Below are 12364 nucleotides of genomic sequence, written 5' to 3' on the forward strand. Positions count from 1 at the left end.
CAGGTCGAGTCGATATCGATGCTCGACGACGGATGGCGTCGGCGCGACCGACGCGACGAAAGCCGCCAACGAAGCCGGCACGACGGCCTGCGGGCGGAGGCGGCGGAGTGGATGGGCCGGTTGGCGACGGAGGGTGACGTCCGGCTGAGCACTGTCGAAGGATCGGCCCAGGTTGGCCGGGTCCACCGGTGAATGGCGTGGTTGCGGCCGGTCGCATACGGTGCCCGCGTGGACGAACGACGGAGTTTTCCCGAAGATCAGGAGTCGCGCTGGTACCCCGGTGACCGGGAGCGGGGCTACGGGGAGCCGGCCTGGCGGGCCGCCGGCGAGAGCCGCTACCGCGAGGACGATCTCCGCGTACCCGAGCAGGGCGGCGCGGACGCCCGCTACGGCGACCCGGTGGGCGCCGCACGCCACTTCCCGAACCCGGAGGAGTCCGGTGCGTTCCGGATCGGCGAGGATGATTCGGGGCGTTTCGCCACGTACGGCGATGGTCGGGGCGAGGCGGACGGATATCGGGTGAGCCGGTCCCGACGGGCGGAGACGGACCCGGACGTCTCCGGCGAGCTGCCGGGGCGGCGGTCCCGGGAGGGGCGCGATCCGCTGGCGTCGTCCAGCGCCGACGCGCTGGGCGGGGCCGGTCCGGTCACCGACCCGTCCCGGCCGGTGGGGCTGGGTGGGTACCCGATCGTGGACCCGAGCCGCCCGATCGCGGAGCCCAACCGACCGCCGGCGGAGCCGAACCGGCCGGTCGCGGACGCGCCGAATCCGCTGGAGATGCCGACCGGGCCGATGCCGCCGGTCGGGCCTCGGGGTGACCTGCCGCCCGCGGCGGTGCCGGCTCCGGTGGTGGGCGACGGTGTCTACCGGACCCGTCGTCCGGCGTTGGCCGTGCTCTTCGCCCTGCTGGTGCTGGTCTTCGAGGTGCCGGCGCTGCGGGTGCTGCTCACCGGGGTGACCGGGGATCCGGTGTCGGCGGCGAACGTGGTCGCGGGGATCTTCCTGGTCTGCGGTCTGCCGATCTTCGCGATGGGCCTGTACGGGCTGCGGACCGGCGGGCTGGCGCTGGGCGATGGCGGTCGTGGCTGGCTGCGTCCGCCGACGGCCTACCTGACCGTCGGCCTGGTGCTCTTCGTCGCGGCGGCGCTCGCGGTGGGCTGACAGCTGTCATCAGGGGCCTCTTCTGCAACGCCCGGCGTTGACAAGGGGCCCTTCCTTGCTCCCGGGCACGGGGTGGTCGGGAGGGGGCGTACACTGGTCGACTGGCGACCGCCTCGTGCGGTCGACCTCGCGCGCCTTCTTCATGTTCAGTCGTGGAGCGACGGCCTCCCTGGTCCCGATCTTGGTCGGGCCCACCATGGCCGGCGACCGGGCGCCAGGACGCCCGGCCGCCGGCCGGGCGGGACAACCAGGGACGCAAGGAGTAACCCATGGCCGTCGTGACCATGCGCCAGCTGCTGGAGAGCGGTGTCCACTTCGGGCACCAGACCCGGCGCTGGAACCCGAAGATGAAGCGTTTCATCTTCACCGAGCGCAATGGCATCTACATCATCGACCTGCGCCAGACGCTCGACTACATCGAGAAGGCGTACGACTTCGTGCGCGGGACGGTCGCCGAGGGTGGCTCGATCCTCTTCGTCGGCACCAAGAAGCAGGCCCAGGAGGCGATCGCCGAGCAGGCGACCCGGGTCGGCCAGCCGTACGTGAACCACCGCTGGCTCGGCGGCATGCTGACCAACTTCCAGACGGTGTACAAGCGGCTCCAGCGGATGAAGGAGCTGGAGGCCCTGGGTGACCTGAGCGGCACCACCGCCGGCTACACCAAGAAGGAGACGCTGCAGCTCTCCCGCGAGAAGGAGAAGCTGACCCGCACCCTCGGTGGTCTGCGGGACATGCAGAAGCTCCCGGCCGCGATCTGGGTGGTCGACACCAAGAAGGAGCACATCGCCGTCGACGAGGCCCGCAAGCTGGGCATTCCGGTCATCGCGGTCCTCGACACCAACTGCGACCCGGACGAGGTCGACTACCCGATCCCGGGCAACGACGACGCGATCCGGTCGGCCGAGCTGCTGACCAAGGTCGTGGCCGCCGCCGTCGCCGACGGCCTGATCGCCCGTTCCGGTCGCCGCCGGGGCACCGACGAGAAGCCGGAGGCGGGCGTCGCCTCCGACGAGCCGCTGGCCGAGTGGGAGCGCGAGCTGCTCGAGGAGCCGAAGAAGGGCGACGAGCAGCCGGCGGCCGCCACCGCGGAGTGACCCCGCGCCGCGTTCCCGCCGTCCGGCCCGTCCGGGCGGCGGGGTGCGGCGGACCGGCCGGGCAGATCCGGCCCGGATCCGGGTAACCGGCACCTCAGACCATCCCACCCGCCGTCTCAACACCGAAGAGAGAGCCATGTCCAACTTCACCGCCGCGGACGTCAAGAAGCTCCGCGACCTCACCGGCGCCGGCATGATGGACAGCAAGAAGGCGCTGACCGAGGCCGAGGGCGACTTCGACAAGGCCGTCGAGATCCTGCGCGTCAAGGGCGCCAAGGACGTCGGCAAGCGGGCTGGCCGGACGGCCGCCAACGGCCTCATCGCGCACTCCGGCAAGGCGCTGCTGGAGCTCAACTGCGAGACCGACTTCGTCGCCAAGAACGAGAGCTTCATCGCGCTGGCCCAGCAGCTCGTCGAGCACGGCGAGCGCAGCGGCGTGACGAGCGCCGAGGAGCTGCTCGCGTCGGAGCTCGACGGCAAGACCGTCGCCGACCTGGTCCAGGAGCAGTCGGCCAAGATCGGCGAGAAGCTGGTGCTCAGCCGCTTCGCCAAGCTCGACGGCAACGTCGCGGTCTACCTGCACCGCAAGGCGCAGGACCTGCCGCCGGCCGTCGGCGTGCTGGTGCAGTACGCCGGCACGTCCGACGAGGCGGGCGACGCCGACGCGCGCGGTGCCGCCATGCAGGTCGCCGCCATGCGTCCGCAGTACCTCACCCGGGACGAGGTCCCGGCGGAGGTCGTCGAGTCCGAGCGGCGCATCGCCGAGCAGACCGCCCGCGAGGAGAACAAGCCCGAGGCGGCGCTGCCGAAGATCGTCGAGGGCCGGGTGAACTCCTTCTTCAAGGACTACGTCCTGCTGGAGCAGGCGTCGGTCACCGACAACAAGAAGACGGTGCGGCAGGTGCTGGCCGAGGCCGGCATCGAGGTCACCCGCTTCGTCCGGTTCGAGGTCGGCCAGGCCTGAGCCGCACCGCGGGCGGGCAGCCGTCCGCGGGAGGGAACGTGGACGAGGAGGTCGCCGGTGTACGTGTCAGGCACCGCGGCCTCCTCGTCACATAGGGTCGGTCACGGCAGTTTCGCGGTACGCGGCGCGGGGCGCCGCATGGTGAAGGGCGGGGCGGATGACGCAGGTTGTGAGTGACCGGAGTCTGGCGGCGGACGATCCGACGGCGCCGCCCCCCGGTCGGGCCCGCCGGGTGGTGCTGAAGCTCTCCGGTGAGGTGTTCGGCGGGGGCGCCATCGGCGTCGACCCCGATGTCGTCCAGGCCATCGCCCGGCAGATCGCGACCGTGGTCCGGCGCGGCGTGCAGGTGTCCGTGGTGGTCGGCGGCGGCAACTTCTTCCGCGGCGCCGAGCTGCAGAAACGCGGCATGGACCGGGCCCGGGCCGACTACATGGGCATGCTCGGCACGGTGATGAACTGCCTCGCCCTCCAGGACTTCCTGGAGAAGGAGGGCATCGAGACCCGGGTGCAGAGCGCCATCACGATGGCCCAGGTCGCTGAACCGTACATTCCGCTGCGCGCCATCCGGCACCTCGAGAAGGGCCGGGTGGTGATCTTCGGCGCCGGCGCCGGGATGCCTTACTTCTCCACCGACACCGTCGCCGCCCAGCGCGCGCTGGAGATCCGGGCGGACGTGGTGCTGATGAGCAAGAACGGCGTGGACGGCGTCTACACCGCCGATCCGCGCGTCGATCCGACCGCCAGCAAGTTCGACTCGATCACCTTCTCCGAGGTGCTCCGGCGCAACCTGCGGGTCGCCGACGCCGCCGCCTTCAGCCTCTGCATGGAGAACGGGCTGCCGATGCTGGTCTTCGGCGCCCAGGGCGACGACACCATCATCCGGGCCGTGGGCGGCGACAAGATCGGCACCCTGATCACCACCTGAGCGAGCCGACCTCGACGGTCCTCCGACACGACCAGCCACGACGAGCACAGAAGGAGGCGAGGAGACCGGTGATCGACGACACCCTCCTCGAGGCGGAGGAGAAGATGGAGCGTGCCATCGAGCACGCCAAGGAGGAGTTCGGCGCCATCCGTACGGGTCGCGCCAACGCCGCCATGTTCTCCAAGATCATAATCGACTACTACGGCAGCCCGACCCCGCTGCCGCAGATGGCGTCCATCGGCGTGCCCGAGCCGCGCATGGTCATCATCAAGCCGTACGACAACTCGCAGACCAACGCCATGGAAAAGGCGATCCGCGACTCCGACCTCGGCGTGAACCCGAACAACGAGGGCAACCAGCTGCGCATCCTGCTCCCGCAGATGACCGAGGAGCGGCGCCGCGAGATGATCAAGGTTGCCCGGCACAAGGGCGAGGAGGGCAAGGTGGCGGTCCGCAACATCCGCCGCAAGGCCAAGGAGGAGCTGGACCGGCTGGTCAAGAACGGCGAGGTCGGCGAGGACGAGGGGCGTCGCGCCGAGAAGGAGCTGGACGACCTGACCCAGCGCTTCGTCGCGACCATCGACGAGCTGGTCAAGCACAAAGAGGCCGAGCTGCTCGAGGTCTGACCTCGACGCCCGACCGCTGGCGCGGCACCGGTCCACGGCCCCTCGTCGGGGGCGTGCGCCGGTGCCGCCCTCGTATCCGCCCCGTTGTCGCGCGCTCCGTACGGGGGCGCGGTCGTCCCGCCAACGGTCCCGGGTGGGCCGGCGGTGGGTGCAGTAGGCTCGGCACGATTCCCGGGCCACCCGGCGGTGAACGGCGGGGATCGACCGGCCGACGGGCCGGTGAACCGGAGGAGAGTCACTCGGGTAGGGGAATGGTCTTGGTTGTGCGTCTGGTCGGTTCCATGTCACGCCCCGCCGGTGCGTGATGTCCTCCGTCGACCCCTACGGCAGCGCCGAACCCCGCAACTGGGACCGACCGGACCGGCCCGCACCCGCCCTGCCCTGGCCTGACCGGGACGTTGAGCCCGGAGCCTGGACCACCGGTTCCGCTGTCGCCCCCGACCACTACGCCGACCCGCGCGCCCGGCCGCCCGCCGACCTCGGCGCGGCGTACCCGGGGTATGACGACCGCGGCGGCGCGGGACCGATCCGCGAGCCGGGCCGCCCGGGCGACCCGGCCTACCGGCGGGCGCCGGCGAACGGGCGCAACGGCCACCGCGGCCCCGACGACGCGGCGGACTACCCCACCGCGCAGCTGGAACCGGTCCGGGACGACCCGGCCGGGGCGGAGTACCCGACGGCCCAGCTCCAACCGGTCCGGGACGATCCGCCCCCGGCCGCGCAGGAGCCGCCACGGGGCCGCCGCCAGCCGGGGCGACGCCGGGCCACGGGCGCCCGACAGCAGCCGTCCGGGCGGGCCGGGCGCAACCTGCCGGCGGCGATCGGGGTCGGGGTCGCCCTCGGTGCCCTGATCCTGCTGCCGCTGTTCCTGTATCCGTTGGCATTTCTGCTGGTCATTGCGGGTGCGGTGGCCGTCGGCTGCTGGGAGATGGCGCGGGCCGTCGGTCGCGCCGACGCGCACCCGCCCCTGGTTCCGCTGATCGCCGGCGGGGTGCTCACGGTCGGGCTGGCCTGGTTCGCCGGGCCCGACGCGCTCACCCTCGGCCTGGCCGTCACGTTGCTCGGCACGCTGGTGTGGCGCCTGGGCGACGGTCCGGCCGGACTCCGGCGGGACGTCACCGCCGCCACCCTCATCGCCGTCTACGTGCCGTTCCTTGGCGGTTTCGCCGCGCTGCTGACGGCTTCGCCGGACGACGGGCCGCTGCGGGTGCTGGTGACCCTGGTCGCGGTGGTGCTCTCCGACACCGGCGGGTACGCGGCCGGCGTCAACTTCGGCAAGCACCCGATGGCCCCGACGATCAGCCCGAAGAAGTCCTGGGAGGGCCTGGCCGGGTCGCTCGGGGCGGCGGCGCTGGGCAGCGCCCTGCTGATCTGGCTGCTCTTCGACGTGGCGCCCTGGTGGGGGGCGCTGTTCGGCGTGGCGGTCTCCGCCGCGGCCGTCGTCGGCGACCTCGCCGAGTCCATGCTCAAACGCGACCTGGGCGTCAAGGACATGAGCAACCTCCTCCCCGGGCACGGCGGCCTGATGGACCGGCTCGACTCGATCCTCTTCGCCCTCCCGACGGCGTACCTGCTGCTCGCGGTCTTCGTCCCGACGGCGGGCTGAGTCGTGAATCACCCTCCGGCGGTGCCGTCGTCCGTGCGGTCAGGCTGGATTCGGCACCTCCGGACGGGTGCGTCCCGCCCCAGGCGTGACAGACTGGACACGCCATGACGAGCCTGCCCCTGACCCCGGTCAACCTCGACGCCCCCGCACGCCGTGCGGCGATGCCCCCGCAGCACCTCGCCGATCTCGACCTCGCCGGCCGCCAGGCGCTGGTCGCCGAGCTGGGCGAGCCAGGGTTCCGGGCCCGGCAGGTGTCCACCCACTACTTCGGCCGCCTCGTCCGGGATCCCCGGCAGATGACCGACCTGCCGGCGGCCAGCCGGGAGACGCTGGCCGGGCGGCTGCTGCCCACGCTGCTGACCCCGGTACGGGAGCTGGCGTGCGACGACGGCGCCACCCGCAAGGCGCTCTGGCGCCTGCACGACGGGTCGCTGGTCGAGAGCGTGCTGATGGGCTACCCGGACCGGGTGACGGTCTGCATCTCCAGCCAGGCGGGCTGCGGGATGGCCTGCCCGTTCTGCGCGACCGGCCAGGCCGGGCTGACCCGCAACCTCTCGACCGCCGAGATCGTCGACCAGGCGGTCTACCTGGCCGGCGTCGCCGCGTCCGGAGCGGTCGCCGGCTCCCCGCCCCGCCTGTCGCACGTGGTGTTCATGGGGATGGGCGAGCCGCTGGCCAACTACAACCGGGTCCTGGCGGCCATCCGGCGGCTGGTCGCGCCCGCCCCCGAGGGGCTGGGCCTGTCCCAGCGCCACATCACCGTTTCCACAGTCGGCCTGGTCCCGGCCATCCGCCGACTGGCCAGCGAAGACCTCTCGCTGACCCTTGCGTTGTCGCTGCATGCCCCCGATGATGAGCTGCGCGACGAACTCGTGCCCGTCAACCAGCGCTGGAAGGTGTCCGAGGTGCTGGATGCGGCCTGGGAGTACGCGGCCCGCACGGGACGTCGTGTGTCGATCGAATACGCGATGATCAAGGACGTGAACGACCAGCCGTGGAGAGCCGATCTGCTCGGGCGGCTGTTGGCCGGCAAGCTGGCCCACGTGAACCTGATCCCGCTCAACCCCACTCCGGGCAGCCGCTGGGATGCGAGCCCGAAGCCGGTCGAGCGGGAGTTCGTCCGGCGGTTGCGCGACGCCGGGGTGTCGACGACGGTGCGCGACACCCGGGGGCGCGAGATCGACGGGGCGTGTGGCCAGCTCGCCGCCGCGGCGGAGGGCAGTGAGACCGTTGGGACCGGGGAGACACCGTGACCCGGCGTAGCGAACGAGACCAGGAGACATAGTGGCGAGTCAGGGTCAGCGTTTCCGGCGTAAGGCGCTGCGCCGGGGATACAAGGTCGACGAGGTGGACGCCTTCCTCGACCGCGTCGAGGCCACGCTGGCCGGGCAGCCGGTGGGCGCGCCCGTGTCCTCGCAGGAGGTCCACGACGTCGTCTTCCGGGTCCGGTTCAACGGCTACGACGAGTGGCAGGTCGACCTGCACCTCGACCGGGTCGAGCGACAGCTGGCCGAGCTGGAGGAGCGCGGCGGCATGGCCGGCCGCGACCCCCGGATGGCGGACCGGCTCGGCCCGCCGGAGCGCATGGGCCCGCCGATGCGCGACGACCGGGGCATGTCGCCGGTGCCCCAGCCCATGCCGCCGCGGGTCATGCCGGCGCAACCCGGCCCGCCCGACCGCTACGGCCGGTACGACGAGCCCACCGGTGCCTTCGCGGGTGGTTACGACGCACCCCGGGGCGGCTACGAGCCGCCGCGCGGCCCGGGCGGCCCGGGTGCGCCGATGGGCCACGGCGGCCCGCCGCGCGGCCTGCCGGCCGGTCCGGGCGGCTACGGTCCGGAGGGTCCGGGCGGTCCCGGCGGCTACGGGCCGGACGAGCGGTTCGACGGCTTCGAGGCCGGGCGGCACGGGCGTACCGACATGACGGCCGAGATCCGGATGCCGGAGCGGGGCCGGGGCATGGGCGGCCCGCCGCCCCAGCCGCAGAGTGGCTTCGGTGGCGGTCCCGCGGGCGGCCCGCCGGCCGTGCCCGGCCCGCCGGCGATGGCCGGTCCGCCCATGGCCGGTCCGCCGGGCAGTGACCTCTACCGGGTGGACCAGATCCGGCGCAGCTTCCAGGTCCGGCGCTTCGGCAGCGGGTACGACCCGGACCAGGTCGACCGGTTCTTCGAGAGCCTGCTCGGCGGGATGCAGGGGCGCAACCCGATGCCGGTGAACCCCCGCGACCTGGACACGCTGCGCTTCGGCCTGGTGCAGGGTGGCTACTTCGAGGCGGAGGTCGACGCCGCCCTCAAGGACGTGCAGGACATCCTGCTCGGCCGCTGACGGGTACGTGCGAGGGCCCGCTCCCGGCCGGGAGCGGGCCCTCGTGCGTCGCCGGGTGCGCGGACCTACGACCGCAGCCCGTTGCGCCGCAGCACGACGTCGCCGATGACGATGGCCAGCAGCAGAAGGGCGAGGCCGACCAGCCAGAGGTCCTCGATCCTGCCCTCGTGGTTGCCGCAGATCATCGCCAGCAGTGCCAGCGCGACGACCACCGCGCCGATCCGCCCGGACTTGCGGTGCCCCGGCTTGTGCTGGTCCGGAGCGGTAACCGGCTCGCTTCCTGCCACTGTCGGTCCTTCCCTCGCGATCGGATCTCCGGTTAGTCTGGCACGCCCCCTACCGGGCCCGGCGCTGGGTCCGACCACCTGAGGAACAGGCGATGCCGGAGGACGACGGTCGCAAGCTGCTGAAGCGCGCATACGAGGCGTGGGATGCCCGGAACTGGCCGGTCGCCGCTGACGGGCTGGCGGAGCTCGCCCGCCGCCACCCGGGCCATCGCCACGCGGGGGTCTGGTGGTACGACGCCGCCCTGGCCCACAAGTTCCTGCGGAACTGGGCCAAGGCGTACGAGTTGGGCCGCGAGGCGGCCGCCCGGGCCGAGCGGGGCACCGAGGACCCGGCGTACTGGAACCTGGGGATCGCGGCGACGATCATGGGTGACTGGGCCACCGCGCGGGACGCCTGGCGGGGGTACGGGCTCACGCTGCCCGACGGCGAGGGTGAGATCGTCGAGGACTTCGGGGTGACCCCGGTCCGGCTCGACCCGGCCGGCCGCGCCGAGGTGGTCTGGGCGCGCCGGCTGTGCCCGGCCCGCGCGGAGGTGCTCAGCGTGCCGACGCCGGAGTCCGGCCGCCGGTTCAAGGAGATCGTCGTGCACGACGGCGTCCCGAACGGGGAGCGCCTGATCGACGGCCAGAGCTTCCCGGTGTTCGACGAGTTGCTGCTGTGGCGCGAGTCCACGCTGCCGACCAGCACCGCCCGGGTGACGGCCGCGACGGCGGACGACCTGCGGGCCCTGGTGGCCGTCTTCGCCGAGCGCGGCTACGGGGCCGAGCCGGCCAGCGGCGTGCGGGCGCTCTGCGCCTGCTGCAGCGAGGGCAGCGTCGCCGGCAACCCGGACCACGCGACGCACGGGGAGCAGTGGGTGAGCCTCGCCGCGCCACCGGACGAGATCCCCGGGCTGCTGGACGCCTGGCGAGCCGGCGCGCCGGAGCGGCGTTCCTGGACGGAGCCGTCGCAGGTCTGAGCGGTCGACCGGACCGGTGCATCCGGACTACCGGCGTCGGCGGGCGGCGGTCCGAGTGGCTCCGGTAGCGTTTCGGCGTACGCCTTGTTCGTCGTCCTGAGGGGGAACTGCGGTGCGAGTGACCGGTACCGGGCACGCCAGCATGCGGATCGACACGCCTGCGGGCAGCATCCTGTGCGACCCGTGGGTCAATCCGGCTTACTTCGCGTCGTGGTTTCCGTTCCCCGACAACTCCCGGCTCGACTGGGAGGCGCTCGGCGACGTCGACTACCTCTACGTCTCCCACCTGCACCGGGACCACTTCGACGCGGCGCACCTCAAGCGGTACGTGTCGAAGGACGCCACCGTGCTGCTGCCCGCCTTCCCGACCTCGGAGATGGAGGACGAGCTGCGGGAGCTGGGCTTCACGAAGTTCCTGAAGGCGCCCAACGAGGAGGTCGTCGAGCTGGACGGCGGCCTGAAGGTCATGATCCAGGCGCTGACCAGCCCGACCGACGGCCCGATCGGCGACTCGTCGCTGTGGGTGGAGTACGACGGCGTCCGGCTGCTCAACCAGAACGACGCCCGGCCCACCGACCTGAGCGTCTTCGCCGAGCTCGGGCACGTGCACGCGCACATGCTCCAGTTCTCCGGCGCGATCTGGTACCCGATGGTCTACGAGCTGCCGCAGGCCGCCAAGACCGCCTTCGGCAAGCAGAAGCGGGAGCGGCAGTTCGACCGCACCTGGCGGTACATCAACGACCTGAAGGCCGACCACGTCTTCCCGATCGCCGGCCCGCCGTGCTTCCTCGACGACTCGCTGTGGCAGTTCAACGACATCCACGGCGACGAGGGCAACATCTTCCCCGACCAGTCGGTTTTCCTGTCCGAGTACGCGAAGGTCGGTGGGACCAACGGCGTCGTGCTGCTGCCCGGCAGCGTCGCCGAGATCACCACCGGGTCGTGCGAGACCACCCACCCGGTGCCGGTGGCGGAGTTCTTCGCGAACAAGGTCGCCCACCTGGCGGAGATGCGGGAGCGCAAGCGTCCGATCATCGAGGCGGAGAAGGCGTCCTGGCGGCACCCGGAGGTCGACGTCCTCAAGGAGATGCAGCGCCGGATCGAGCCGCTGCTGGACGAGTCGATCTACCTGGCGAAGGGGGTCGGCGGTCCGGTCCGCTTCGACCTGGTCGGCTACGACGGCGAGAGCGTCGAGTCGATCGTGGTGGACTTCCCCGGCAAGCAGGTGCGCCCGTACGCGGACGAGAAGGTGCGCTACCGCTTCCGGACCGAGCGGGCGCTGATCGAGCACCTGCTGCACATCGGCGAGGTGGACTGGGTCAACTCGCTCTTCCTGTCCTGCCGCTTCTCGGCGGCGCGGATCGGCCAGTACAACGAGTTCGTCTACTCCTTCTTCAAGTGCCTCTCCGAGGAGCGGCTCCAGTACGCCGAGGGCTGGTACGACGAGCACGAGCGCGCGGTCGACGCCGAGGACATCACGATCGGCGACTGGGTGGTGCAGCGCCGCTGCCCGCACCTGAAGGCGGACCTGAGCCGGTTCGGCATCGTGGAGGGCGACCAGCTCACCTGCCAGCTGCACGGCTGGCGGTTCGACCTCGCCAGCGGCCGCTGCCTGACCAGCGTGGGCCACAAGATCCGCGCCCACCGGGTGGACGAGCAGGCCCCGGCACCGGCGGGCGAGACGCTCACCTGACGGTCGGGGCGTGACGGGGGCGACGGGGGAGGAGAAGGAGTACCGGTACGGGCCCGGCCGGGAGATGGGCCGGGACGCGTCCCGCGTCGAGACCTTCAGCGACGGGATCTTCGCGGTCGTGGTGACCGTGATGGCCGTCGAGCTGCTCCAGAACGGCCCGGCCCGGGTGACCGGACGGGAGGTTCCCGACGCCCTCGTCCACGCCTGGCCGGCCTACCTGGCCTACGTGATCACCTTCGGGATCGCCGGGCAGATCTGGCTCGGTCACCACAACATGTGGCGGTACGTGGTCCGGGTGGATCAGCCGCTGCTCGTGTTCAACCTGCTCCAGCTGCTCTTCGTCGCCACGATCCCGTTCACGGCGGATCTGCTCGCGGACAACCTGCGGGGCAGCCCGACGGAGCAGCGGCTGACCGCCGCGCTCTACGTCGGCACGGTGGTCGGCGAGTCGAGCTTCTTCAACCTGGCGTGGTGGTGGGCCCGTCGGCGCCACCTGCTCCACCACGACCTGGACCCCCGGCTGACCCGGGCGATCGCCCGCCGGCTGCGGCTGCGCCCGCTGCTCTACCTGATCGCCTTCGCCTTCGTCTTCGTCAATCCGATCCTCAGCCTCGTCCTCTACCTCGTCCTCGTGGGCATCTTCCTCGTCCGCCGTCCCGGCGACCTGCCCAGCTCGGCGGACGGCGATGTTGGGAGGGGCCCCTCGGACTACCCCGCGCGCTAA

At 72.1% G+C, this 12364-nt stretch carries 12 protein-coding genes; 11 read left to right on the forward strand and 1 reads right to left on the reverse strand.

Annotated elements, in window-relative coordinates; genetic code table 11:
- The first annotated feature begins 192 nt into the window (after positions 1 to 192).
- The 8 genes from EV376_RS12040 (at position 193) to EV376_RS12075 (ending at position 8701) form a co-directional block, all read left to right on the forward strand.
- Positions 193 to 1161, forward strand: a complete 969-nt coding sequence (locus EV376_RS12040) for a tetraspanin family protein (protein ID WP_130322710.1) — start codon at positions 193 to 195, stop codon at positions 1159 to 1161.
- A gap of 269 nt (positions 1162 to 1430) precedes the next feature.
- Positions 1431 to 2255: a 30S ribosomal protein S2 gene (gene rpsB / locus EV376_RS12045; protein ID WP_130322712.1), complete on the forward strand. Its 825-nt coding sequence runs from the start codon at positions 1431 to 1433 to the stop codon at positions 2253 to 2255.
- 136 nt (positions 2256 to 2391) lie between these two features.
- Positions 2392 to 3219 (forward strand): translation elongation factor Ts, encoded by an 828-nt coding sequence (gene tsf, locus EV376_RS12050; protein ID WP_130322714.1) that lies wholly within the window; start codon positions 2392 to 2394, stop codon positions 3217 to 3219.
- 157 nt (positions 3220 to 3376) lie between these two features.
- Entirely contained in the window at positions 3377 to 4144 is a 768-nt protein-coding gene (gene pyrH / locus EV376_RS12055) for a UMP kinase (protein ID WP_130322716.1), read from the forward strand.
- Positions 4145 to 4212: 68 nt separating this feature from the next.
- On the forward strand, positions 4213 to 4770 hold the full coding sequence (gene frr, locus EV376_RS12060; RefSeq protein ID WP_130322718.1) for a ribosome recycling factor: 558 nt from the start codon (positions 4213 to 4215) through the stop codon (positions 4768 to 4770).
- A 304-nt stretch (positions 4771 to 5074) separates the two neighbouring features.
- On the forward strand, positions 5075 to 6376 hold the full coding sequence (locus EV376_RS12065; RefSeq protein WP_130322720.1) for a phosphatidate cytidylyltransferase: 1302 nt from the start codon (positions 5075 to 5077) through the stop codon (positions 6374 to 6376).
- Positions 6377 to 6480: 104 nt separating this feature from the next.
- Complete coding sequence (gene rlmN / locus EV376_RS12070) at positions 6481 to 7629, forward strand: dual-specificity RNA methyltransferase RlmN (RefSeq protein ID WP_130322722.1); 1149 nt, start codon at positions 6481 to 6483, stop codon at positions 7627 to 7629.
- Positions 7630 to 7660: 31 nt separating this feature from the next.
- Positions 7661 to 8701, forward strand: a complete 1041-nt coding sequence (locus tag EV376_RS12075; protein WP_130322724.1) for a DivIVA domain-containing protein — start codon at positions 7661 to 7663, stop codon at positions 8699 to 8701.
- Between the two features lie 65 nt (positions 8702 to 8766).
- On the opposite strand, the gene EV376_RS30845 is transcribed toward EV376_RS12075, so the two are convergent.
- Positions 8767 to 8988 carry a DUF2631 domain-containing protein gene (locus tag EV376_RS30845; RefSeq protein ID WP_486482601.1) on the reverse strand — a complete coding sequence of 74 codons (222 nt, stop codon included), beginning with the start codon at positions 8986 to 8988 and terminating at the stop codon, positions 8767 to 8769.
- Between the two features lie 92 nt (positions 8989 to 9080).
- Here EV376_RS30845 and EV376_RS12085 point away from each other — a divergent pair, with 92 nt between their 5' ends.
- The 3 genes from EV376_RS12085 to EV376_RS12095 all read left to right on the forward strand — a co-directional run bounded on the left by EV376_RS12085 (position 9081) and on the right by EV376_RS12095 (position 12364).
- Positions 9081 to 9947 carry a tetratricopeptide repeat protein gene (locus tag EV376_RS12085; RefSeq protein ID WP_130322728.1) on the forward strand — a complete coding sequence of 289 codons (867 nt, stop codon included), beginning with the start codon at positions 9081 to 9083 and terminating at the stop codon, positions 9945 to 9947.
- 112 nt (positions 9948 to 10059) lie between these two features.
- Entirely contained in the window at positions 10060 to 11640 is a 1581-nt protein-coding gene (locus EV376_RS12090) for a Rieske 2Fe-2S domain-containing protein (protein ID WP_130322730.1), read from the forward strand.
- 64 nt (positions 11641 to 11704) lie between these two features.
- Complete coding sequence (locus tag EV376_RS12095) at positions 11705 to 12364, forward strand: TMEM175 family protein (protein WP_130328623.1); 660 nt, start codon at positions 11705 to 11707, stop codon at positions 12362 to 12364.

The sequence above is a fragment of the Micromonospora sp. CNZ295 genome, assembly GCF_004217535.1.

What these genes read in the sequence shown, in the direction of transcription:
- EV376_RS12040 (WP_130322710.1), top strand. Translation starts at nt 193, where the DNA reads ATGGCGTGGTTGCGGCCGGTCGCATACGGTGCCCGCGTGGACGAACGA.
- rpsB (WP_130322712.1), top strand. Translation starts at nt 1,431, where the DNA reads ATGGCCGTCGTGACCATGCGCCAGCTGCTGGAGAGCGGTGTCCACTTC.
- tsf (WP_130322714.1), top strand. Translation starts at nt 2,392, where the DNA reads ATGTCCAACTTCACCGCCGCGGACGTCAAGAAGCTCCGCGACCTCACC.
- pyrH (WP_130322716.1), top strand. Translation starts at nt 3,377, where the DNA reads ATGACGCAGGTTGTGAGTGACCGGAGTCTGGCGGCGGACGATCCGACG.
- EV376_RS12065 (WP_130322720.1), top strand. Translation starts at nt 5,075, where the DNA reads ATGTCCTCCGTCGACCCCTACGGCAGCGCCGAACCCCGCAACTGGGAC.
- rlmN (WP_130322722.1), top strand. Translation starts at nt 6,481, where the DNA reads ATGACGAGCCTGCCCCTGACCCCGGTCAACCTCGACGCCCCCGCACGC.
- EV376_RS12085 (WP_130322728.1), top strand. Translation starts at nt 9,081, where the DNA reads ATGCCGGAGGACGACGGTCGCAAGCTGCTGAAGCGCGCATACGAGGCG.
- EV376_RS12095 (WP_130328623.1), top strand. Translation starts at nt 11,705, where the DNA reads ATGGGCCGGGACGCGTCCCGCGTCGAGACCTTCAGCGACGGGATCTTC.